Below are 22,855 nucleotides of genomic sequence, written 5' to 3'. Positions count from 1 at the left end.
TCCCTAAGCTAACCTGCGACCAAGTTTTACGAGGTCGACTATGCACATTCATATTCTTGGTATCTGCGGCACTTTCATGGGGTCAATGGCGGTTCTGGCCAAAGAACTGGGCCATCACGTGACGGGCTCCGATGCCAACGTCTATCCGCCGATGAGCACTCAGTTGCAAGCCCAGGGCATCGAGTTGACACAAGGCTATGCCCCGGCGCAACTCGATCCGGCCCCTGATCTGGTGGTGATCGGCAACGCCATGTCCCGGGGCAACCCGGCGGTGGAGTACGTGCTGAACAAAGGCCTGCCGTACGTTTCCGGCCCGCAATGGCTGGCGGATCACGTGCTGCAAGGTCGTTGGGTGCTGGCCGTTGCCGGTACGCACGGCAAGACCACCACCAGCAGCATGCTGGCCTGGGTGCTGGAGCATGCAGGCATGGCCCCGGGCTTCCTGATCGGCGGCGTACCGCAAAACTTCTCGGTGTCGGCACGCCTGGGTAATACACCCTTCTTCGTCATCGAAGCCGACGAATACGACAGTGCGTTCTTCGACAAGCGCTCCAAGTTCGTACATTACCGCCCGCGCACGGCAATCCTGAACAACCTTGAGTTCGATCACGCGGACATTTTCCCGGACCTGCCGGCCATCGAGCGGCAGTTCCATCACCTGGTGCGGACCATCCCGAGCGAAGGCCTGGTGATTCATCCGACCACTGAGCCGGCGTTGCAGCGCGTCATCGAGATGGGCTGCTGGACTCCGGTGCAAACTACCGGTGCCGGCGGTCAGTGGCAGGTCAAGTTGCTCAGTGAAGATGGTTCGAAGTTCGAAGTGATGTTCGAAGGCGTCGCCCAGGGTGTGGTCGAATGGGACATGACCGGCCAGCACAACGTCGCCAACGCCCTGGCGACGCTGGCCGCCGCGCGCCACGTCGGTGTGGTGCCATCCATGGGCATCGCCGCGTTGAGCGCCTTCAAAAGCGTGAAACGCCGGATGGAGAAAGTCGCGGAAGTCCGTGGCATCACCATCTATGACGACTTCGCTCACCACCCGACCGCCATCGCCACCACGCTCGACGGCCTGCGCAAGCGCATCGCCGATGCACCGTTGATCGCGATCATCGAGCCACGTTCCAACTCCATGAAACTTGGCGCGCACCGTGACGGACTGCCGGAAAGCGTGGTCGATGCCGATCAGGTGATCTGGTACGCACCCGCCAACCTCGGCTGGGACCTGGCGGGCACTGCAGCGCTGTGCACTGTGCCGTCGATTGTCAGCGATTCCCTTGAGGGCATCATCGATCGTGTGAAGAGCCAGGCCCAACCCGGCACTCACGTGGTCATCATGAGCAACGGCGGCTTCGGCGGCCTTCACGGCAAGTTGGCCGAGGCACTCAAATGAACAACGGCCCGGACCGCATCACCCTGGCGATGACCGGTGCTTCAGGCGCCCAGTACGGTTTACGCCTGCTCGACTGCCTGGTGCGGGAAGATCGTGAAGTGCACTTCCTGATTTCCAGGGCGGCGCAGTTGGTGATGGCGACCGAAACCGACGTCACGCTGCCGTCCAAACCGCAGATGATGCAGGCATTCCTCACCGAATACACGGGGGCCGTCGCCGGGCAGATTCGGGTGTATGGCAGGGAAGACTGGATGTCGCCGGTGGCCTCGGGTTCCGGCGCGCCAGCGGCAATGGTGGTGGTGCCGTGCTCCACTGGCACGTTGTCGGCGATCGCAAGCGGCGCCTGCAACAACCTGATCGAGCGTGCCGCCGATGTGACGCTCAAAGAGCGTCGCCAACTGATTCTTGTGCCTCGCGAGGCGCCGTATTCGAGCATTCACCTGGAGCACATGCTCAAGTTGTCGAACATGGGCGTGACAATCCTGCCGGCATCACCGGGCTTTTATCATCAGCCGCAAACCATCGACGACCTGATCGATTTCGTCGTGGCACGGATCCTTAACCTGCTGAATATTCCTCAGGACATGCTGCCGCGTTGGGGTGAACATCATCTGACCAGCGATGAATAAGCTGCTGGTGATGGTGCTGGCGCTGCAATTGGCCGGGTGCGCCACGGTGCGTACCCTCGATGCGGCCAAGCCGGGGGCGCCGGTGGTGTACGCCGGGACGCGACTGGATTTGTATGCGATGAATGGCGGTTGTTGCGCGATGGACCGTTTCGGCGCGCAAGCGCCGAGCTATCCGGGCGTTGATCTGCCGGCCAGTGCGTTGCTCGACACACTGCTGTTGCCGCTGTCGTTGCTGACGGTGATCGGGGTGAGTTTTCAGGCAACGGGTGGGTTGTAAGGGCGTGGCGAGGGGGCTTGCCCCCGTTGGGCTGCGGAGCAGCCCCAAAACCGGCCATCTCCTTTTTTCTGATAAACCGCGAGTTCCATACTTACGACTGCTACGCAGTCGAACGGGGGCAAGCCCCCTCGCCACAGGTCCGCGGATTATTTGCCGAGTTTGCGCAACTCATCCGACTCGACAATCCGCACGCCGTCCTGCTCTTCGAGTGCAAGACGCCACATGGCGCGGGCCAGTTGGCAGGCTTCGATGCCGTGGTATTTGCCGGGAATCAGGCGTGACAAGGGGCCGGCGACTTTCTCGGCCAGGCGCGGCTCAGCGCGATCACCCAGTAACAGCGAAGGGCGGCAAATAGTCAGCTGCGGCCAGTCCTGCGCGCGCAATGCGTACTCCATTTCGCCTTTGACCCGGTTGTAGAAAATCGAGGATCTGCGATCGGCTCCCAGAGCACTGATTACGATCAGGTGTCGTGCGCCCATCTCCCGTGCGCGTTTGGCGAATGCCACCACCATGTCCAGATCCACTGCGCGAAACGCCTGCTCCGAGCCTGCCTGCTTGATCGTGGTACCCAGGCAGCAATAGGCAATATCGACCCGCCCGTTCAGTTGCGGCAGGAACGCCGTCGGGTCGCCGACCGGGTTTTCCAGGTGCGGGTGTTCGGCCAGTGGCCGGCGTGAGGGGGCCAATACCCGGGTGATCGTTGGCTCGCTGAGCAAGCGATCGAGCAGATGTTCACCCGTCAAACCGGTGGCTCCGGCGAGCAGCACGTGCTGAGGCGTCAAGTACATAGTGTTTCTCCCTTGATACTGTTCAGCTTAGTTGCTGTTTGCATCCTTGCTTTGCATGGATGAACTTTGCAGCGCTTTTCGTGCCTGTTGTTTGCGCAATAGTTGCCAGTGCGAGAGGACGGTTTTCGGTGCCCAGATCTGTGGTTCGGATGCTTCGAAGCCGTCCGCCAGCTCACGCTCGGCGACAGTGGCCTTGGCCCGTTTGAAGGCTTGTTCCAGATCATCGGTCTGGTTCAGAGCCTGGACGAACAGGGCATCGCCGAAGTAGGTGAAGTTGGCTTCCTCCGAGCAGCCGAAGGAGACTCGGTCGGCCCGCGAGGCCGTTATGATCAGGGTCCGTTCATCCTTGAGGGCGGGGATGAAACCGCCGGAGTAGCAGGACGAAATCACGATGATCTTGTCGCGGTTTTTCAGCGGGGCGAGAACAGCGGCCAATTCGTCGGCTGGCAGATCGGCCAGTTCCATGCGCGGCTGGTCCAGTACCAGTTCGTGTTCGCTGGTGCCATGGCTGGTCAGGTAGATGAAAATCAGGTCTTCCGGACCGCTGCGTTCGGCCAGCGCCAGGGTGGCGCGACGCAGGTTCTCCCGGGTAGCCATCGGGCGGTCGGCGAGGTGGTCACGATGGTTCACCAGGCGGATCTGGCCGAAGGCGCCGAAACGGGTGGAGAGCATATTGGCGACGTAGTCGGACTCGCGCAGAAACACGCTTTGCTTGCCATCACCGCCCAGGGTCAACGAATACAGCTCCACCGCCGGGGTCGAGGGCGGAATGTTGGCCAGCGCTGCGTCGAGCAAGCGCCCCTGTGCCAGCAGGCCGAGCTCGAGTGTATCCGGCAACAGTTTGCCCTCGGCGTCGCGCACGCGCTGGCCATTGATCCAGGTGCCGCTGAGCACAGTGCCATCGGTCAGCACCAGTGTGCCACGGCCCTGGTAACTGTCGTTGTCGAACTGGCCGGTGTAAAAGCTGCCGTCGGCGAGGTTCAGCCGGCCCTGGCCGGAAAAGCGCCAGTCGTTGAAGTGGCCGATGTAGTGGCTGCCGTCAGTGCCGATCAACTCGCCCTTGCCGTTCAGCGAACCTTCCTTGAACTGGCCCAGCCACACATCGCCGTCGGCGTTTTCGTAGCGGCCTTTGCCGTGCAGTTGATTGTTCTTGAAACCGCCGACATAGATGTCGCCATCGGCGCTGTTGAACGTGCCGTTGCCTTCCAGTTGGCCGTCGACAAAGTGCCCGGTGAACTGATTGCCGTTGCCGTCACTGCGCTGGCCTTCGCCGTTGGGTTTGCCGTGGGCGAACTGGCCCTGATAGGAGCTGCCGTCTTCGAGTTCGAGGCGACCCAGGCCGGCGTATTGATCGGCCTTGAATTCACCGCGGTAACTCATGCCGTTTTCTTTGAGCGTGCCTTCGCCGTCACGGCGGCCAGCCTTGAAGCCGCCGCTGTAGCTGTTGGCGTTGGTGGTCAGTGCTCCCTGGCCGTCGAACAGTCCCTGATTGAACTGCCCGCGATAGACTTCGCCATTGCTGCCATGCCATTCGCCCTGGCCCTGCCACTGGCCTTTGTCGAACTCGCCGGCGTACCAGCTGCCGTTCGGGTAGTCGATGCGACCCTTGCCTTGCAGCAAGCCATTGACCAGGTCACCGCGATAGCGTCCGCCGTCCGGCAGGCGTGCGTCGGGGGGCAAAGGAGATTCGCCGTCGCCGCAAGCGGTGAGCATCAGGGTCAAGGCAAGGAGTGCAAGTGGGCGCATAGCGGATTCCGGGCAATTAGGCGAAGGAGTATGCCGCAGCCATGGGTCCTTATATAGGGCGAGGTACCGCAAGAGGGCGCGAAACAGCAGGCGCTGCTTCGCATCCCGGAAGGTTTACACGAAGCACAGGGACAGGGGTTCGGCGATATACGCCGGCTTGTCCGAACCTTCGATTTCCAGGGTGGTGGTGGCCTTGAGCAGCCATTGGCCGGGTTTCTTCTCGATGACTTCGGTCAGGTCGACCTTCAGCCGTACCCGCGAATTGACCTTGACCGGCTGGATGAAGCGCACGCTGTCGAGGCCGTAGTTGACCACCATCTTCAAGCCTTCGGGCATGACGAGGATGTCTTCCATCAATTTCGGAATCAGCGACAACGACAGAAAGCCGTGAGCGATAGTGCTGCCAAATGGCGTTTGCGCGGCCTTGACCGGGTCGACATGGATGAACTGAAAATCCCCTGTGGCTTCGGCGAACAGGTTGATGCGGTCCTGATCGATGGTGAGCCATTCGGAACGTCCAAGTTCCTTGCCGACATAATCTTTGAGCTCTGCAACTGGAACATAGGGCATTGAGACTCTCCTTGGGTTCATCGGTTTTATAGTTTTGAGTTGGGGGGATTTGACCTCCCGGCTTACCACTTTAGATCAACATGGCTGAACGCTGCGGTCAACTGGCCATGCTTTTGGCGAATGCCGGTCCATAGCGCGAGCATGCTTATAATGCCAAGCCAATGCGGGTGATGGATTTTGCGGGAGATCTTTGATGCTGTTACGGGGCCTGACGTGGCTGGTGCTGTTCCAATTGCTCGGCACGGCGATCAATCATTTGTTTCTGCCTGTGCTGCCGGGGCCGATTGTGGGGTTGCTGCTGTTGCTGGTGTACCTCATCTGCCGCGGACAGGTCGGCGAGCCACTGAACCTGGCGGCCGGCAGCCTGCTGCGTTACCTGCCGCTGTTGCTGGTGCCGCCGGCCGTGGGCGTGATGGTGTATGCCGCTGACATCGCGGCGGACTTCTGGGCCATCGTCGGTGCGCTGGTGTTGTCGCTGTTGCTTTCGATGGCCTTCGCCGGGGTGCTGATGCAGCGCATGGTCAAGCGTCACGCTCACACCGAGGACAACCAATGATCTTCGACTGGCACGGCGCCTGGGCCTCGGTGATTCACCATCCATTATTCGGCATCGGTATCACCCTGGGTGCCTATCAACTCGTCCTTGCGGCATTCGAGAAAACCCGCTGGATCTTTTTGCAGCCGGTGCTGGTCTCCATGTTGCTGGTGATCGGCGTGCTGGTGGGTTGCGGCCTGACTTACGCCGAGTACCGCAAGAGCACCGAGATCCTGAGCATCCTGCTCGGTCCGGCCACTGTCGCGCTGGCGGTGCCGCTTTATCTCAACCTGCGACGGATTCGGCAGTTGTTCTGGCCGATATTTACTACGCTGGTGATAGGCGGGGTGGTGGCCACGGGGATGGGTGTGTTGCTGGGCTGGTGGTTCGGTGCCGAGCACATGATCCTGATGACCATGGCGCCGAAGTCGGTGACGTCGCCGATTGCGATGCTGGTGGCTGAACAGATCGGTGGGGTCGCGGCGCTGGCAGCGGTGTTCGTCCTGATTACCGGTGTGATAGGGGCGATTTTCGGCCCGGCCCTGTTGACTCGTCTCGGCGTGCACAGCCCGGAAGCCAGGGGCATGGCACTGGGCATGACGGCCCATGCGGTCGGCACGTCGGTGGCGTTGCAGGAAAGTGAAGAGTGCGGCGCCTTCGCGGCGCTGGCGATGAGCCTGATGGGTGTGGCCACGGCGGTTTTCCTGCCGCTGGCGGTGTCGATGGTCGTGTAAGGAAATGTCTATGAGTCTGCCGCTTTTTCCGTTGAACACAGTGCTGTTCCCAGGTTGCATCCTCGACTTGCAGATCTTCGAAGCGCGCTATCTGGACATGATAGGCCGCTGCATGAAGCAGGGTGGCGGGTTCGGCGTGGTGTGCATCCTCGATGGCGAAGAAGTCGGAATCGCCCCGGCCGGCTACGCGCTGGTGGGTTGTGAAGCGCTGATCACAGATTTCAAACAGCAGGACAACGGCCTGCTGGGGATTCGGGTGCAGGGCGGGCGGCGCTTTCACGTTTTGCGTACCGAAGTGCAACGGGATCAGTTGACCGTCGCCGAGGTCGAGTGGCTGGAAGACGAGCCGGAGCAACCGCTGCAGGACGAGGATGCCGATCTGGTGGCGTTGCTCAAGGCCCTGGCTGAACACCCGATGGTCGAAGCCTTGAACATGGGCACGGAGGCGACCGGGCAGCAATCGCTGGCTAATCAGTTGGCGTACCTGCTGCCTTTCGCCGAACTGGACAAGATCGACCTGCTGCAACTCGATGATCCACAGCAGCGACTGGATGCGATTCAGGCGTTGCTGGATGAATTGCAAGGTGAGTTGTTTGCTTAATTGTTTTGTTCTAATTTTAAAGGTTGGAGGTCTTGTAGTTGGGAGTTGTTCTATTTAAGTTCTCCGTGTGCCCCAGGTTTGGGGTTGTTAATAACAAGGAGAGTTTAAATTATGAACAATGATGTTGATGAGTTGGCTATGGTTCATCCCTCGCAGGAGAAAGAATCTTATTTGATTCGGTTCATTGTCTGGAGTCAAATGGCCGATGAGTTGCTTGAGGTCAATCCGGATGCCAGATATGTTGACGTCAAGGATAAGGTGGGAAAAGAGCTTGGTACGATATTTCGACAATATTATGGGCGTCTGGATAAGTATCTTGAGATCCGCGCTGAGAGCGTTATGAATGAGCTCCCACCTTTGAGTTAAATGTTTGTTGTTGCAGGTCGGTGGGTCGCTTCAAAGGTTAAAATCAAATGCCTGCTTGTAAAATAATCCCGGTCAGTGCGATCGGGATTGTTTTTTTGGAGGGGGTAAGTTGCTGTGCCGCGTAAGTAACGCGCTTAATAAGCATATCTCAACATCGTATGCGGCAAATGCCGCAACACGAAGAACCCGAACAATGCCACCAAGGCTGGGAGCACCAGCCACCAGACCTTGGGCGGCAAGACGTTGAGCGGTTCCTTGCGCTGGATCAGCCACAGACTGGCCCCGCAGACACACGCCGCCAGCATTGCGCCGGCCAATACATCCGTCGGCCAATGCGCACCGAGGTAGACGCGCGAAAGTGAAATCGCCAGTGCGGGCAGGCATCCCACCAATAACCAGGTCAGGCGCATCCGGGGCGGTTGCCTGCGGCCGGCCAGAACGGCGAGAGTGAGGAACAGCGCGAAAGACCCTGAAGCATGGCCGCTGGGCATGCTGTAGCTGGTGAGCGGATCGCTCAACACTTCGGGGCGCAAGCGGGCGAAAAAGTACTTGGTCGCGGTATTGGCCAGTGCCGTGAAGAGCAGTGTGCTGCCCGCGAAAATCGCGTGCCGCCATTGCCGCATCAGCAGTAGTAAACCGGTCAGCAGCGCACTGAACAACAACATGTTGCGGAATTCGCCGATCAGCGTGAAGACTACCGCCACTTCATCCAGCAACGGTTTACGATGTTCCTGCACCAGTGTCATCACGCCTTGATCGAGTGCGGACAGGTGCGAATATCCGATAAACAGCCCCGTCAGAATCAGAAGACTCATCCCTGTAATGAACAGCGTCGCGCGGCGATGTCGGCGCAGGCTGCTGGTCGCGCTCAAGCCAACCATCAGAGCAATGCTGCCGGCAACAACCCCGGCCTGGAGCCAGAAGCCTTCGGGCAACGGCAAGCGGATTGCCGCGCCCGTGGCCCAGCCAGGCATCAGATAAGCCACCGACCAGCCTGCGCCGGCCAACAGGCTGACGGCGAAGAAGCGCGGGAAAGGCATGTCGCACATTCCGGCCACCATCGGCAGCATTGGCCGCAGGGGCCCGATAAAGCGCCCAACCAGCAGGCTGGCGATGCCGTAGCGCTGGAAATATGACTCTGCCCCGGCGATCCATTCCGGATGATGGCGCAAGCCCGGCAGGCGCCGGATGTTCTGATGGAAGTGCCGCCCCAGAAAATACGAAACGACGTCACCCAGCACCCCGGCGACGAAACCCAGCAAGAGCGTCTCACTGAGTGTCAGCGCGCCACTGCCTGCCAGTACCGCCACGGCGAACAGCAACACCGTACCGGGAACGATCAGCCCGGCAATCGCCAGGCATTCCACAAAGGCTACGATGAATACCGCTGCTGCCAGCCATTGCGGGTTGAGCGCCAACCATTCGGTCACGCTATCGAGCCATGGGCCCATAAGAACCACTCCATCAAATGTTCAATTGCTTCCAGGGGATAAGTGCAACGTTGAATACGCCACTGACCCCCTGTGGGAGCGGGCTTGCTCGCGAATGGGACCCTCCAGGCAACATCATTGTCGCCTGACACACCGCCTTCGCGGGCAAGCCCGCTCCCACATGAGGTTCTGTTTGCATCAAGTCTGAGTCAATTTCAGGACAGCACAAAATAATCGCGACCTTCGACTTGCCCTCGACGCAGCGGGTTCCGCGTGCAGTAAGCCGCGTAGGTTCCGTCGACGAAGCGGTACATCAGGTGTTCATCGCGTCCGTGGGGGATGCCCAGACGTGTGGTCTGGATGATGTGGGCGGGCGTCTGGCCGACATGCTCCACCAGCAGCACTTCATGGTCGAAGCGTTTGGCGTCCCACACCGGCACTTTCAGACCCAGCGCCTTGCAGAGCAGGGTTTGCCCGGCGCAGAGCTTTTGTGACGGGCGAGGGTGACCCTGGGCGTCGGGATTGTTCAACAGCATCTGTGCCAGGCTCGCCGGCCCGCTCAATTCATCGACCCACGGATAGGCGGACTTGATCAGCACGGCGTTGCCGGGCCCCTGGGCGCTGAAATTAAGGGAATCTCCGCCCCGGGCGTAATACATATAGATGTGGCCGCCATCCAGAAACAAAGCCTTACGCTTTTCTGTGTAGCCGAGGGACGCGTGGCTGCCTTTTTCCGCGTAGTAATAGGCTTCGGTCTCGATGACCCGGGCGCTGAGCCACAGGTCGCCGACTCGATGGCGAATGATTTTGCCCAGTAAGTCCCGGGCCAGAATTTGCGCGTCACGGTCGAAAAACGCGTCCGGGAGGCCCGCGGGCAGGCCCACGGCGGACGCTCGAACAGTCAGGTTGGACATGATGACCGGCATTTGTCAGGGCTGAATGAGTCGTGATGATAACAATTTGAAGCTTAATCCCGGCTGAACGTCGGCAAATACCCCTCCATTTCGACCATCCGCCCGTCACCGCTGTTAGTCCCGGGACGCGACAGCTATAATCTGCCGCTTTACTCTTTACCAAGACCTTATCAAAGACCACGCCAGACCATGACTGAGTCCGTTCTTGATTACATGACCCGCCTGGGTTGCGCTGCCCGCGAAGCTTCCCGCGTGATCGGCCGCGCCAGCACCGCGCAGAAAAACCGCGCCCTGCTGGCCGCTGCCAATGCGCTGGACGCTGCCCGCACCGAACTGACGGCGGCCAATGAGCTGGATCTGGCCGCCGGTCGCGCCAATGGTCTGGAACCGGCCCTCCTTGAACGTCTGGCGCTGACACCTGCGCGTATTGACGGCATGATCGTCGGCCTGCGCCAGGTGGCGGCCCTGCCGGACCCGGTCGGCGCGATCCGCGACATGAGTTTCCGTCCGTCGGGTATTCAGGTCGGCAAGATGCGCGTGCCACTGGGCGTGATCGGGATCATCTACGAGTCGCGGCCGAACGTGACCATCGATGCCGCCAGTCTGTGCCTGAAGTCCGGCAACGCGACCATCCTGCGTGGCGGTTCAGAGGCCATTCATTCCAATCGGGCCATTGCCGCCTGCATCCAGCGCGGCCTGGCCGAAGCCGATCTGCCCGCCGCTGTGGTGCAAGTGGTCGAAACCACGGACCGCGCTGCCGTCGGTGCGTTGATCTCCATGCCTGAATACGTTGATGTCATCGTGCCCCGTGGTGGCCGAGGCCTGATCGAGCGCGTAAGTCGTGATGCCCGCGTGCCGGTGATCAAGCACCTGGACGGCATTTGCCACGTTTACGTGAGTGAGCACGCCGACCTGGCCAAGGCCCAGCGCATCGCGTTCAACGCCAAGACGTATCGTTATGGCATCTGCGGTGCCATGGAAACGCTGCTGGTGGATCAAACCGTCGCCAAGGATTTCCTGCCCGCGATGGCCGCCCAGTTCCGCGAAAAAGGCGTCGAGCTGCGCGGTTGCGAGCGTACCCGGGCGATCATCGATGCCGTGCCGGCCACCGAGGAAGACTGGAGCACCGAGTACCTGGCGCCGATTCTGTCGATCCGCGTGGTCGACGGTCTGGAACAGGCCATCGAGCACATCAACCGTTACGGCTCTCACCACACCGATTCGATTGTCAGCGAACACCAGGGCGACACCCGGCGTTTCGTGGCTGAAGTCGACTCGTCGTCGGTGATGATCAACACCCCGACATGCTTCGCCGATGGCTTCGAATACGGATTGGGTGCCGAGATCGGCATTTCTACTGATAAGCTGCACGCCCGTGGCCCGGTGGGCCTCGAAGGACTGACCTGCGAGAAGTACGTTGTGGTCGGCGACGGGCAACTGCGCGGACAGGAGCCGGTCTGACTTGGGCGACTTCGACCCGTCAGCCCCGGTCATTGTCAGCGAGCCAGCCCCTCGCCGCATTGGCGTGCTGGGCGGAACGTTCGATCCGGTGCACATCGGCCATTTGCGCGGTGCACTGGAAGTCGCCGAAACCCTGGCGCTCGATGAGCTGCGTCTGACACCCAGTGCCAGGCCGCCCCATCGGGACAAGCCGCAGGTGTCGGCAAAAGACCGTCTGGCGATGGTCGAGTGCGCGGTGGCCGGTGTGGCGCCGTTGGTGGTGGACGCCCGCGAATTGCAGCGGGACAAACCGTCCTACACCATTGATACCCTGGAACTGATGCGCGCCGAACTGGCCGTATCCGACCAGGTTTTTCTGCTTTTGGGCTGGGACGCTTTTTGCGGCCTGCCCACTTGGCACCGCTGGGAAGAGTTGCTCCAGCATTGCCATATCCTGGTGTTGCAACGCCCGGATGCCGACAGCGAACCGCCGGATGCCTTGCGCAACCTGCTGGCAGCGCGCTCGGTGAGCGACCCGCTGGCCCTCAAAGGGCCGAGCGGACAGATTGCATTCGTCTGGCAGACACCGCTCGCGGTATCCGCCACCCAGATCCGTCAACTGCTGGCCAGCGGTAAGTCGGTACGTTTCCTGGTGCCCGACGCGGTCCTGGCCTACATCGATGCGCACGGGCTCTACCGTGCGTCGAACTGAATAGGAGTGCCTCAAGGCACGTGGCAACAACGTGTATTGAAGCGCCCGAACAAACGAGCAAAACGAGTTTTATATGACGAGCAACAACGAAAGCAAAGTAAAACGCAAAGGCACATTCAAGAGCGCCCCGCTGCCGGAAAAGGTCCTCGCCGCCGAGCCGCCTAAGGGCGACGAGCTGGTCAAGATTGCCGTAGCCGCCCTGGAAGACGTCAAGGCCCAGGACGTGCTGGTGATCGATGTTCGCGACAAGCAGAGCATCACTGACTACATGATCATCGCCACCGGTACCTCCAACCGCCAGATCGGCGCGATGCTGGACAAGGTTCGCGAGGCCGTCAAAGCCCTGGGCATCAAGCCGCTGGGTGAAGAAGGCAAGGGCGACAGCGACTGGGTGCTGTTGGACATGGACGACGTGATCGTTCACATGATGACTTCCAACGCCCGTCAGTTCTACGACCTGGAGCGCCTCTGGAAGGGTGCCGAGCAGAGCCGTGCGGCCGATGGCAAGCACCACAGCCCTGAAGTTGGTCACGAGCACTTCAACAAGCTCAACAAAGACCAGGAATAAGGGACCGCTGTGCGACTGCGACTGATCGCCGTCGGTTCACGCATGCCCAAGTGGGTGGAAGAAGGCTGGCATGAATATGCCAAGCGTCTTCCGTCCGAACTGGCGCTGGAACTGGTGGAAATACCGCTCAATACCCGTGGCAAGAATGCCGACGTGGCCCGCTTCATCCGTCAGGAAGGCGAAGCCATGCTGGCCAAGGTCGGGCCGAACGAGCGCGTTGTCACCCTCGAAGTCCATGGCAAGCCCTGGAGCACCGAGCAACTGGCGGTCGAGCTCGATCGCTGGCGGCTGGACTCGCGCACCGTCAACTTCATGGTCGGCGGCCCCGAAGGGCTGGCGCCGGAAGTCTGTGCCCGGGCTGACCAGCGCTGGTCGTTGTCGCCGCTGACCTTGCCGCACCCGCTGGTGCGGATTCTGATCGGCGAACAGTTGTACCGTGCCTGGACCGTGCTGTCCGGTCACCCTTACCACAAGTAGTTCTGCCCTCTCATGACCCAGCCGATCCGCATCAAGGACCACGAAAAAGACGCCCGTCTGGTGCGTGGCCGCGTCGTGTTCGGGGCCATTGCAGTGGTGGCGCTGATTGGCGTGTTGATTGCGCGCCTGTATTTTCTGCAGGTGATCCAGTACGAGTACCACTCGACCCTGTCGGAAAACAACCGCGTCCATGTGCAGCCGATTCCGCCGACCCGCGGCTTGATCTTCGACCGCAATGGCGTGGTGATCGCCGATAACCGGCCCAGCTTCAGCCTGAGCATGACCCGCGAGCGGTCCGGCGACTGGCGGCAAGTGCTCGACGTGATCGTCGAAGTGCTGGAGCTGACGCCCGAGGATCGGGTGATCTTCGAGAAGCGCATGCGTCAGGGGCGCCGACCGTTCGAGCCAGTGCCGATCCTGTTCGAGCTGACCGAAGAGCAGATCGCCCGGATTGCCGTGAACCAGTTCCGCCTGCCTGGTGTGGAAGTAGTCGCGCAACTGGTTCGTCACTACCCGCAGGGCGCGCACTTTGCGCACTCGGTGGGTTACATGGGGCGGATCAACGAGAAAGAACTCAAGTCGCTGGACCCGGTCAACTACAGCGGCACCCACCACATCGGCAAAACCGGCATTGAGCGCTTCTACGAGCCCGAGCTGCACGGCCAGGTGGGTTACGAGGAAGTCGAGACCAACGCCCGGGGCCGCGTGCTGCGCGTGCTCAAGCGTACCGATCCGATTCCCGGCAAAGACATCGTCCTGAGCCTGGACATCAAATTGCAGGAGGCCGCCGAGGCTGCGCTGGGTGGTCGCCGTGGCGCGGTGGTCGCGTTGGACCCGAAAACCGGCGAAGTGCTGGCGATGGTCAGCCAACCGAGTTTCGACCCGAACCTGTTCGTCACCGGCATCAGTTTCAAGGCCTATTCCGAGCTGCGCGATTCCATCGATCGGCCGCTGTTCAACCGCGTGCTGCGTGGCCTGTACCCGCCGGGTTCCACCATCAAGCCCGCGGTGGCGATTGCCGGTCTGGATGCTGGCGTGGTGACAGCGTCGAGCCGAGTGTTCGACCCTGGTTACTACATGCTGCCCAACTACGATCACAAATACCGTAACTGGAACCGTACCGGCGACGGCTTTGTCGACCTCGACACAGCGATCATGCGTTCCAACGACACCTACTTCTATGATCTGGCGCACAAGCTGGGGATCGACCGGTTGTCGGCGTACATGACCAAGTTCGGCATTGGCCAGAAAGTCTCCCTGGACATGTTCGAAGAGTCGCCGGGGTTGATGCCGTCCCGCGAATGGAAACGTGCGACCCGTCGCCAGGCATGGTTCCCGGGCGAGACGCTGATTCTGGGGATCGGCCAGGGCTATATGCAGTCGACTCCGTTGCAGTTGGCCCAGGCCACCGCACTGGTGGCCAACAAAGGCATCTGGAATCGTCCGCACCTGGCCAAGACCATCGAGGGTGTGAAACCGGTGGATGAGAATCCGATGCCGGACATCATCCTGCGCGACCCGTCGGACTGGACCAAGGTCAACCACGGCATGCAGCAGGTTATGCATGGTGCCCGTGGTACGGCGCGCAAAGCCTCGATCGGCGCGCAATACCGAATCGCCGGCAAGTCGGGTACGGCCCAGGTGGTCGCGATCAAACAGGGTGAGAAGTATGACCGTTCCAAGGTTCAGGAGCGCCATCGCGACCACGCCTTGTTCGTCGGCTTCGCGCCGGCCGACGATCCGAAAATCGTGGTGTCGGTGATGGTCGAGAACGGCGAGTCCGGTTCCGGTGTCGCTGCGCCAGTGGTGCGTCAAGTCATGGATGCCTGGCTCCTGGACCAGGACGGTCGGTTGAAGCCCGAATACGCCAGCCCTATCAGTGCAGAGGCCACCGCCCGTGATGAATAACTTCGATCGCATGCTCTCCAGTGAGGATGTGATGCGTCGCCGTGCGACGCTGCTGCAACGCCTGCACATCGACGGCCCGCTGCTGATCCTGCTGCTGACCCTCGCCGCCGGCAGCCTGTTCGTGCTGTATTCGGCCAGCGGCAAGAGCTGGGATCTGCTGGGCAAGCAGGCCACTTCGTTCGGCATCGGCCTGGTGTCGATGATCGTCATCGCCCAGTTCGAGCCGCGCTTCATGGCGCGCTGGGTGCCGCTGGGCTACGTGGTCGGGGTGATGCTGTTGCTGGTGGTGGACATCATGGGGCACAACGCCATGGGCGCTACCCGCTGGATCAACATTCCCGGGGTGATCCGCTTCCAGCCCTCGGAGTTCATGAAGATCCTGATGCCGGCGACTATTGCCTGGTATTTGTCCAAGCGCACCTTGCCGCCCCAGCTCAAGCACGTGGGCGTCAGTCTGATGCTGATCGGCGTGCCGTTCATTCTGATCGTGCGGCAACCGGACCTTGGCACCTCGCTGCTGATCCTGGCCGGCGGCGCTTTCGTGCTGTTCATGGGTGGCTTGCGCTGGCGCTGGATCCTCACCGTGCTGGCTGCCGCCGTTCCTGTGGCGATTGCCATGTGGTTCTTCATCATGCACGACTACCAGAAGCAGCGAATCCTGACATTCCTCGACCCGGAGAGCGATCCGCTCGGTACGGGCTGGAACATCATCCAGTCCAAGGCAGCCATCGGCTCCGGTGGTGTGTTCGGCAAAGGGTGGTTGCTGGGCACCCAGTCGCACCTGGACTTCCTGCCGGAAAGCCATACCGATTTCATCATTGCCGTACTGGGTGAAGAGTTCGGCCTGGTGGGGATCTGTGCGTTGCTGCTGATCTACCTGCTGTTGATTGGCCGCGGTCTGGTGATTACCGCCCAGGCGCAGACATTGTTCGGCAAGTTGCTTGCGGGCAGCCTGACCATGACGTTTTTTGTTTATGTTTTCGTCAACATCGGTATGGTCAGTGGCCTGTTGCCAGTGGTGGGGGTGCCGTTGCCGTTCATTAGCTACGGAGGAACTTCGCTGGTGACGCTGCTGTCAGCGTTTGGGGTTTTGATGTCGATCCATACCCATCGCAAGTGGATCGCGCAGGTTTGAATAAGGTGAAATTTTCAATGCAAGTAATGCGTGGCTGGGCGACTCGATATGCGCCATGGGTCAGCCTGGTAAGCATCCTTGGCAGCGGGCAGGAAGCGTTGGCCGGCGACTACGAAGGTTCACCCCAGGTGGCCGAATTCGTCGGTGAAATGACCCGTGACTACGGTTTCGCCGGTGAACAATTGATGGGCGTGTTCCGCGAAGCCGAGCGCAAGCAGTCGATTCTGGACGCCATCTCGAAACCTGCCGAACGGGTCAAGCAGTGGAGCGAGTATCGCCCGATGTTCATCACCGATGCGCGCATAGCCCGCGGGGTGGACTTCTGGCGTCAGCACGAAGCGGTGCTGGCGCGTGCCGAGCAGGAGTACGGCGTGCCGGCCCAGGTAATTGTCTCGATCATCGGTGTTGAAACCTTTTTCGGCCGTAATACCGGAAATTTCCGGGTGATCGATGCCTTGTCGACACTGGGTTTCGACTATCCTCCCCGTGCCGAGTTTTTCCGCAAGGAATTGCGTGAGTTCCTTCTGCTGGCCCGCGAAGAGCAGGTCGATCCGTTGACGCTCAAAGGCTCCTACGCTGGCGCAATGGGGTTGCCGCAATTCATGCCGAGCAGTTTCCGCGCCTATGCGGTGGATTTCGACGGTGATGGCCATATCAATATCTGGACCAACCCGGACGATGCCATTGGCAGTGTCGCCAGTTACTTCAAGCGTCATGGCTGGGTCGCCGGCGAACCGGTGGTCAGCCGCGCCGATGTCCGTGGCGATCAGGTTGACGAAGGTTTGACCGCAGGAATCGAACCGACGAAAACCGTCGGGGAGTTGCGAGCCCTGGGGTGGTCAAGTCATGATGCGCTGCGCGATGATATGCCGGTTACTGCTTTCCGCCTGGAAGGCGACAATGGCCCCGAGTACTGGATGGGCCTGAAGAATTTTTACGCGATCACGCGTTATAACCGCAGCGTGATGTACGCCATGGCCGTACATCAACTGTCTGAACAGCTGGTCCAAGCACGGGGCGTCAAGTAATGCGGGCATTGCCTATCAATAAACCCCTGAAGCTGATGGCATGCGCCGCGTTGGCAGTGCTGGTCGCCAGTTGTTCGACCAGCCGCGCGCCGGCCCCGAAGTCCACCACCGCCGTACGCGCGACGCCGGGACTGGACATCAACCGTGCCCACAAGGATGGCGCGCCGTGGTGGGACGTCGATGTGTCGCGTATCCCGGACGCCACGCCGACCCTGCACACCGGCCCGTACAAGGCCGCCCCGTACTCGGTACTGGGCAAAACCTACTTTCCGCTGCAAGAGTCCAAGACCTACGTGCAGTCGGGTACGGCGTCCTGGTACGGCACCAAATTCCATGGCCAGAACACCGCCAATGGCGAAGTCTATGACCTGTACGGCATGAGTGCCGCTCACAAGACTTTGCCGCTGCCAAGTTACGTTCGGGTGACCAATCTGGACAACAACAAGACCGTGATCCTGCGGGTCAACGACCGTGGGCCGTTCTACTCCGACCGGATCATCGACTTGTCGTACGCAGCCGCCAAGAAGCTCGGCTACGCTGAAACCGGCACGGCGCGGGTCAAGGTCGAAGGCATCGATCCACAGCAATGGTGGGCTGCCAAGGGCCGTCCGGCACCATTAATGCTCAACGAACCGAAAGTCGCGCAGAATAGCGCCCCGGTCATTACGGCTTCGGCCGGCACCGTCGAGCAATGGACACCTCCGCCGCAGCAACACGCCGCCGCCGTCGTCCCTGTTCAACTTGCCGATGCAAAAAAAAACGCTTCTGCACCAGCCTCTGGCCAGTATCTGCAGGTGGGCGCGTTCGCCAACCCGGACGCTGCAGAACTGCTGAGGTCGAAGCTCAGCGGGATGGTGAGCGCTCCGGTGTTCATCAGCTCGATCGTGCGCAATCAGCAGACCCTGCATCGGGTGCGCATGGGACCGATCGGTTCGCCGGGTGAAATTGCCCAGGTACAGAACAGCGTGCGCCTGGCCAACCTTGGTTCGCCAAGCGTGGTCACGGAGTAAGCAACACGTAGAACTTGATTGACGATTCACCAGCGATTGGGGGGTGAATCAGGTTGTTGGCTCGTTGAAGAACAAAAGCCCGGCAAGGGTTACAGAGTGAGCAACTGAACACGCGATGACTCGTTAGAAAGTCATCTGATTAGTTTTGCCTTCGGGCAGTTTCCATTAGCGATTTCGAGAGACGGATGAACATCACCACCTTTGCCAAACGCCTGTGCCTTCTAGTCCCGCTGCTTCTCTCACCTGCCGCGTTCGCGGTCGAGATGATGCCGTCGCCACCGCAACTGGCCGCCAAGGCCTACGTGCTCATGGACGCCAGCAGCGGCAACGTGCTGGTCGAAAACAATGGTGACCAGCGTCTGCCGCCAGCCAGCCTGACCAAGCTGATGACCGCGTACATTGCGACCCTGGAAATCCGTCGTGGCCAGATCGGCGAAAACGATCCGGTGACCGTCAGCGAGAACGCCTGGCGCACTGGTGGTTCGCGGATGTTCATCAAGGTCGGCTCGCAGGTGACTGTCAGCGACCTGCTGCACGGCATCATCATCCAGTCGGGCAACGACGCCAGCGTCGCGCTCTCCGAGCACATCGCCGGCAGCGAAGACGCCTTCGCCGACATGATGAACAAGACCGTGGCTGACCTGGGCATGACCAACAGCCACTTCATGAACCCGACCGGTCTGCCGAATCCTGAGCACTATTCGTCGGCTCACGACATGGCTGTTCTGGCCCGCGCGATCATTCACGAAGACCCGGCTCACTACGCGATCTACTCGCAGAAAGAGTTCTTCTGGAACGGCATCAAGCAACCCAACCGTAACCTGCTGCTGTGGCGCGACAAGACTGTCGACGGCCTGAAGACCGGTCACACCGACGAAGCCGGCTACTGCATGGTGTCTTCGGCCGTACGTGACGGCATGCGCCTGATCGCCGTGGTGTTCGGCACCAACAGCGAAGTGGCCCGTGCCGCCGAAACCCAGAAGCTGCTGACCTACGGTTTCCGTTTCTTCGAAACCCAGACTTTCTACCAGAAGGGTACCGAGCTGGCCCAGGCACCTGTCTGGAAAGGCGCAACCAACCAGGTCAAGGCCGGTCTGGCTGAAGACCTGACCATGACCCTGCCAAAAGGCCAGCTGAAAAAACTCGCCGCCAGCATGACCATGAACCCGCAACTGATTGCGCCAATCGCCAAGGGCGACGTGATCGGTAAAGTCGAAGTCAAACTGGAAGACAAGGTGGTGCACAGCGCCGACCTGATCGCTCTGGATGGCGTCGAAGAGGGTGGTATCTTCCGTCGCATGTGGGATAGCATCCGTCTATTCTTCTACGGCTTGTTCAACTGATAGTGTGCTCCTGCAAAACCCCGTGCTGATCCGGCGCGGGGCTTTGCCGTCGCCACGGCTTACGCTTACGAGGCCGTTACGCCATGACCGATACCGAAGTAAAGGCGCCAAAGATCGAATTCCCTGCCACTGATTATCCAGTCAAGGTGATCAGCGACACCGGCGTGGGCAACAAGGACAGAATCATCGACATCGTCAGCAAGCACGCCAAGATCAACGACGAGCGTATTGACGAGCGCCAGAGCAGCAACGGCAAATACACCACCATTCAGTTGCACATCGTCGCGACCGACCAGGATCAGCTGTACAACATCAACAGCGAACTGCGGGCCACCGGTTTCGTGCACATGGTGTTGTGATGTCCGGCACGCTGGGCTTTCGCGAGCTCGGCCAGATGGCTTACGAGCCGGTCTGGCATGCCATGCAACGCTTTACCAACGAACGCGGCACCGATGTTGCCGACGAGGTCTGGCTGGTGGAGCACCCGGCGGTGTTCACCCAGGGCCAGGCCGGCAAGGCCGAACACCTGCTGCTTCCCGGTGACATTCCGGTGGTGCAGGTCGACCGTGGGGGGCAGGTGACCTACCACGGCCCTGGCCAGTTGGTGGCTTATCTGCTGCTGGACGTACGCAGGCTCGGGTTTGGCGTGCGCGATCTGGTCAGCCGGATGGAGCAATGCCTGATCGAGCTACTGGCCAGTTATGGTGTCACCGCCGCGGCCAAGCCCGATGCACCAGGTGTCTATGTCGACGGGGCGAAAATCGCCTCCCTGGGTCTGCGGATCCGCCATGGCTGTTCCTTTCATGGCCTGGCCTTGAACGTGGACATGAATCTGGAACCGTTTCGACGGATTAATCCCTGCGGCTACGCCGGGCTGGCGATGACCCAGCTGAGCGATCACGCAGGATCGATTGAATTTGCCGAGGTAAGTGCCCGGCTGCGCGCGCAGCTCGTCAAACACCTCGACTATGCTGAGCAGACGACCCTCACGGGCGGAATCGACTGATATGACTACTGATGCAGTGCAAACCATGATCCCGACGCTCGATGTCACCGAGCGCCCGGCCCCGCGTCCCAAGGTTGAAGCCGGCGTCAAGCTGCGCGGCGCCGAAAAGGTTGCACGCATCCCGGTGAAGATCATTCCGACCACCGAACTGCCGAAGAAGCCGGACTGGATTCGTGTGCGCATCCCGGTTTCGCCGGAAGTCGACCGCATCAAGGCCCTGCTGCGCAAGCACAAGCTGCACAGCGTGTGCGAAGAGGCTTCCTGCCCGAACCTGGGCGAGTGCTTCTCGGGCGGCACAGCGACCTTCATGATCATGGGTGACATCTGCACCCGTCGTTGCCCGTTCTGCGACGTCGGCCACGGCCGTCCGAAGCCACTGGACGTCAACGAACCGGAAAGCCTGGCCATCGCCATTGCCGACCTGCGCCTGAAGTACGTGGTGATCACCTCGGTGGACCGCGACGACCTGCGCGACGGTGGCGCCCAGCACTTTGCCGACTGCATCCGGGAAATCCGCAAGCTGTCGCCGAACGTGCAGCTCGAAACCCTGGTTCCGGACTACCGTGGCCGCATGGACATCGCCCTGGAAATCACTGCCGCCGAGCCGCCGGATGTGTTCAACCACAACCTGGAAACCGTGCCGCGCCTGTACAAGGCTGCGCGTCCGGGTTCGGACTACCAGTGGTCGTTGACCCTGCTGCAACGCTTCAAGCAGATGATGCCGCACATTCCGACCAAGTCCGGGCTGATGCTGGGCCTGGGCGAGACCGACGAAGAAGTCATCGAAGTCATGAAGCGCATGCGCGAGCACGACATCGACATGCTGACCCTGGGCCAGTACCTGCAACCGTCCCGCAGCCACTTACCGGTGCAACGCTTCGTGCACCCGGACACCTTCGCCTGGTTCGCCGAGGAAGGTTACAAGATGGGCTTCAAGAACGTTGCCTCGGGTCCGTTGGTACGCTCCTCGTATCACGCCGACGAGCAGGCCAAGCTGGTCAAGGCCGAGCTGATGTCGTCCTGATCTGCGCACGCAAATGAAAAACGCCCGCAACGGTATTCAGCCTTGCGGGCGTTTTTTTGCCTGGACTACGGCGCTGGTCGCTTATTCCTGCAACCTGCGGGGCGATTGACCCTCTTCAGTTTGTCCCCGTTCCTGACTACTGTGTGCTGACGTGTTCACGCAGGGAGATTCACGAATGACCGCTCGACCGATCCACACCCTTTGCCCTCATGCTCCCGTCCCGGCACTGCCGTCGGAAGGCATGATCGGCGTTATCGCACCCGCCGGTCCCGCGACGCTGGACACCGACAAGGCGGTGCAATGGATGTGTGCCCGAGGCTACTCACTGAAAGTGTTTCCCGGGGTCTACGAGAAAGACGGCTACCTGGCCGGCAGCGACGACGTGCGACTCAATGACCTGCACGCTGCGTTCGCGGATCGTGAAGTCGATGCCATCATCTGCCTGCGCGGAGGTTACGGCACGCCCCGGCTGCTTGATCGCATCGATTTCCAATTGCTGCGCGACAATGCCAAGCCATTCATCGGTTACAGCGACATCACTGCCGTGCATTTGGCGATCAGTCGTTATGCCGGTTTCGTGACATTTCATGGTCCATTGCTCAATGCCGACCTGCTGGGTGGCAAGCAAATACCAACGGAGTCTTCCTTTTTCAACATGCTGCGCGGGCAGGTGAGGGCGGGCTCGGTGCTGGCGCATCCGGTGGCCTACCCGCTGACCACGATCGAACCGGGCGTGGCTCATGGGCGCTTGCTCGGAGGCAATCTGGCCATGATCGCCGCGACCATGGGCACGCCCTACGAGATTGATGCCGAGGGCGTCATTCTGTTGATCGAGGACATCAACGAGCCGCTGTATCGCATCGACCGGTTGCTGACCCAACTGCGCCTGGCGGGTACGTTGCACAAACTGCGCGGTGTGTTGGTCGGAGATGTGGCGGGAGTGGAGGTGGCCGCGCTGGACAGGTTGCTCAAGCAGACCTTCGCGCCATTGAAGATTCCGGTGTTGTCCGGGTGGCGAAGCGGACATTGCGACCCGAATCTGACGCTGCCCATGGGGGCGTTGGTGCGCTTGGATGCCGGGAACAAGGAGTTGATGCTGGAGCAGGATGTGGTGACCAAACGTTAGATGTTCGTTGCCTGGTACTCAGTCTTCGCGAGCAAGCCCGCTCCCACATTTGATCTGTGAGCGCCACAAAATCAATGTGGGAGCGGGCTTGCTCGCGA

25 protein-coding genes are annotated in these 22,855 nt (G+C 60.7%); 20 read left to right on the top strand and 5 right to left on the bottom strand.

The genetic code is table 11. The annotated features are described in order from the left end of the window. Window positions 1-40: 40 nt before the first annotated feature. The 3 genes from mpl to ACXX83_RS21400 are packed head-to-tail and all read left to right on the top strand — an operon-like array spanning window position 41 to window position 2,296. The gene (mpl, locus tag ACXX83_RS21410) at window positions 41-1,390 is read left to right on the top strand and encodes a UDP-N-acetylmuramate:L-alanyl-gamma-D-glutamyl-meso-diaminopimelate ligase (RefSeq protein WP_458549515.1); all 1,350 of its coding nucleotides are present in this window, start codon (window positions 41-43) and stop codon (window positions 1,388-1,390) included. Then, window positions 1,387-2,019 carry a flavin prenyltransferase UbiX gene (gene ubiX, locus ACXX83_RS21405; RefSeq protein ID WP_015096988.1) on the top strand — a complete coding sequence of 211 codons (633 nt, stop codon included), beginning with the start codon at window positions 1,387-1,389 and terminating at the stop codon, window positions 2,017-2,019. The genes mpl and ubiX overlap by 4 nt, the downstream gene beginning before the upstream one ends. Next, the gene (locus ACXX83_RS21400; protein ID WP_217836464.1) at window positions 2,012-2,296 is read left to right on the top strand and encodes a YceK/YidQ family lipoprotein; all 285 of its coding nucleotides are present in this window, start codon (window positions 2,012-2,014) and stop codon (window positions 2,294-2,296) included. Before ubiX ends, ACXX83_RS21400 begins: the two co-directional genes overlap by 8 nt. A 146-nt stretch (window positions 2,297-2,442) precedes the next feature. On the opposite strand, the gene ACXX83_RS21395 is transcribed toward ACXX83_RS21400, so the two are convergent. The 3 genes from ACXX83_RS21395 to ACXX83_RS21385 all read right to left on the bottom strand — a co-directional run bounded on the left by ACXX83_RS21395 (window position 2,443) and on the right by ACXX83_RS21385 (window position 5,400). Next, window positions 2,443-3,084, bottom strand: a complete 642-nt coding sequence (locus tag ACXX83_RS21395; RefSeq protein WP_015096986.1) for an oxidoreductase — start codon at window positions 3,082-3,084, stop codon at window positions 2,443-2,445. A 27-nt stretch (window positions 3,085-3,111) separates the two neighbouring features. Further along, the gene (locus tag ACXX83_RS21390; RefSeq protein WP_458549514.1) at window positions 3,112-4,830 is read right to left on the bottom strand and encodes a C13 family peptidase; all 1,719 of its coding nucleotides are present in this window, start codon (window positions 4,828-4,830) and stop codon (window positions 3,112-3,114) included. 114 nt (window positions 4,831-4,944) lie between these two features. Next, window positions 4,945-5,400 carry a MaoC family dehydratase gene (locus tag ACXX83_RS21385; RefSeq protein WP_008001099.1) on the bottom strand — a complete coding sequence of 152 codons (456 nt, stop codon included), beginning with the start codon at window positions 5,398-5,400 and terminating at the stop codon, window positions 4,945-4,947. Window positions 5,401-5,593: 193 nt separating this feature from the next. Between ACXX83_RS21385 and ACXX83_RS21380 the strand changes: the two genes are divergently transcribed. The 4 genes from ACXX83_RS21380 (at window position 5,594) to ACXX83_RS21365 (ending at window position 7,636) form a co-directional block, all read left to right on the top strand. Then, window positions 5,594-5,956 (top strand): CidA/LrgA family protein, encoded by a 363-nt coding sequence (locus tag ACXX83_RS21380; protein WP_126047748.1) that lies wholly within the window; start codon window positions 5,594-5,596, stop codon window positions 5,954-5,956. Continuing rightward, the gene (locus ACXX83_RS21375) at window positions 5,953-6,669 is read left to right on the top strand and encodes an LrgB family protein (RefSeq protein WP_007975911.1); all 717 of its coding nucleotides are present in this window, start codon (window positions 5,953-5,955) and stop codon (window positions 6,667-6,669) included. Before ACXX83_RS21380 ends, ACXX83_RS21375 begins: the two co-directional genes overlap by 4 nt. Window positions 6,670-6,679: 10 nt before the next feature. Further along, the gene (locus tag ACXX83_RS21370) at window positions 6,680-7,270 is read left to right on the top strand and encodes an LON peptidase substrate-binding domain-containing protein (RefSeq protein ID WP_007998442.1); all 591 of its coding nucleotides are present in this window, start codon (window positions 6,680-6,682) and stop codon (window positions 7,268-7,270) included. 111 nt (window positions 7,271-7,381) lie between these two features. Further along, window positions 7,382-7,636, top strand: a complete 255-nt coding sequence (locus ACXX83_RS21365) for a hypothetical protein (RefSeq protein WP_217836462.1) — start codon at window positions 7,382-7,384, stop codon at window positions 7,634-7,636. 134 nt (window positions 7,637-7,770) lie between these two features. On the opposite strand, the gene ACXX83_RS21360 is transcribed toward ACXX83_RS21365, so the two are convergent. Beyond that, entirely contained in the window at window positions 7,771-9,087 is a 1,317-nt protein-coding gene (locus ACXX83_RS21360; RefSeq protein WP_458549513.1) for a bifunctional DedA family/phosphatase PAP2 family protein, read from the bottom strand. Between the two features lie 194 nt (window positions 9,088-9,281). Beyond that, complete coding sequence (locus ACXX83_RS21355; RefSeq protein WP_458549512.1) at window positions 9,282-9,980, bottom strand: DNA-3-methyladenine glycosylase; 699 nt, start codon at window positions 9,978-9,980, stop codon at window positions 9,282-9,284. A 189-nt stretch (window positions 9,981-10,169) separates the two neighbouring features. Between ACXX83_RS21355 and ACXX83_RS21350 the strand changes: the two genes are divergently transcribed. From ACXX83_RS21350 to ACXX83_RS21290, 13 genes are all read left to right on the top strand, one after another. After that, the gene (locus ACXX83_RS21350) at window positions 10,170-11,441 is read left to right on the top strand and encodes a glutamate-5-semialdehyde dehydrogenase (protein WP_217836460.1); all 1,272 of its coding nucleotides are present in this window, start codon (window positions 10,170-10,172) and stop codon (window positions 11,439-11,441) included. A gap of 1 nt (window position 11,442) precedes the next feature. Beyond that, window positions 11,443-12,132 (top strand): nicotinate-nucleotide adenylyltransferase, encoded by a 690-nt coding sequence (gene nadD, locus ACXX83_RS21345; RefSeq protein ID WP_095965721.1) that lies wholly within the window; start codon window positions 11,443-11,445, stop codon window positions 12,130-12,132. A gap of 73 nt (window positions 12,133-12,205) precedes the next feature. Further along, window positions 12,206-12,700, top strand: a complete 495-nt coding sequence (gene rsfS, locus ACXX83_RS21340) for a ribosome silencing factor (RefSeq protein WP_007975896.1) — start codon at window positions 12,206-12,208, stop codon at window positions 12,698-12,700. 9 nt (window positions 12,701-12,709) lie between these two features. After that, complete coding sequence (gene rlmH, locus ACXX83_RS21335; RefSeq protein WP_007937439.1) at window positions 12,710-13,177, top strand: 23S rRNA (pseudouridine(1915)-N(3))-methyltransferase RlmH; 468 nt, start codon at window positions 12,710-12,712, stop codon at window positions 13,175-13,177. Window positions 13,178-13,189: 12 nt separating this feature from the next. Then, complete coding sequence (mrdA, locus tag ACXX83_RS21330) at window positions 13,190-15,085, top strand: penicillin-binding protein 2 (protein WP_015096978.1); 1,896 nt, start codon at window positions 13,190-13,192, stop codon at window positions 15,083-15,085. 31 nt (window positions 15,086-15,116) lie between these two features. Next, window positions 15,117-16,220 (top strand): rod shape-determining protein RodA, encoded by a 1,104-nt coding sequence (rodA, locus tag ACXX83_RS21325; protein WP_049810841.1) that lies wholly within the window; start codon window positions 15,117-15,119, stop codon window positions 16,218-16,220. A gap of 17 nt (window positions 16,221-16,237) precedes the next feature. Continuing rightward, entirely contained in the window at window positions 16,238-17,248 is a 1,011-nt protein-coding gene (mltB, locus tag ACXX83_RS21320; RefSeq protein WP_095965719.1) for a lytic murein transglycosylase B, read from the top strand. Beyond that, window positions 17,248-18,258, top strand: coding sequence for a septal ring lytic transglycosylase RlpA family protein (locus ACXX83_RS21315; protein WP_015096975.1), 1,011 nt, complete (start codon window positions 17,248-17,250; stop codon window positions 18,256-18,258). The genes mltB and ACXX83_RS21315 overlap by 1 nt, the downstream gene beginning before the upstream one ends. 185 nt (window positions 18,259-18,443) lie before the next feature. Continuing rightward, on the top strand, window positions 18,444-19,601 hold the full coding sequence (locus ACXX83_RS21310; protein ID WP_046815843.1) for a D-alanyl-D-alanine carboxypeptidase family protein: 1,158 nt from the start codon (window positions 18,444-18,446) through the stop codon (window positions 19,599-19,601). A gap of 83 nt (window positions 19,602-19,684) precedes the next feature. Next, entirely contained in the window at window positions 19,685-19,960 is a 276-nt protein-coding gene (locus ACXX83_RS21305; protein ID WP_007975882.1) for a DUF493 domain-containing protein, read from the top strand. Next, window positions 19,960-20,607 (top strand): lipoyl(octanoyl) transferase LipB, encoded by a 648-nt coding sequence (gene lipB, locus ACXX83_RS21300; protein WP_007975880.1) that lies wholly within the window; start codon window positions 19,960-19,962, stop codon window positions 20,605-20,607. Before ACXX83_RS21305 ends, lipB begins: the two co-directional genes overlap by 1 nt. Window positions 20,608-20,632: 25 nt before the next feature. Next, window positions 20,633-21,631 carry a lipoyl synthase gene (lipA, locus tag ACXX83_RS21295; RefSeq protein ID WP_162130289.1) on the top strand — a complete coding sequence of 333 codons (999 nt, stop codon included), beginning with the start codon at window positions 20,633-20,635 and terminating at the stop codon, window positions 21,629-21,631. A 175-nt stretch (window positions 21,632-21,806) separates the two neighbouring features. Beyond that, window positions 21,807-22,757: a S66 peptidase family protein gene (locus tag ACXX83_RS21290; protein ID WP_458373863.1), complete on the top strand. Its 951-nt coding sequence runs from the start codon at window positions 21,807-21,809 to the stop codon at window positions 22,755-22,757. Window positions 22,758-22,855: the final 98 nt, after the last annotated feature.

The sequence above is a fragment of the Pseudomonas sp. GNP012 genome (assembly GCF_054343835.1).
The sequence above is the reverse complement of the archived record's forward strand: the minus strand, read 5'-3'. Positions and strand labels throughout refer to the sequence as shown.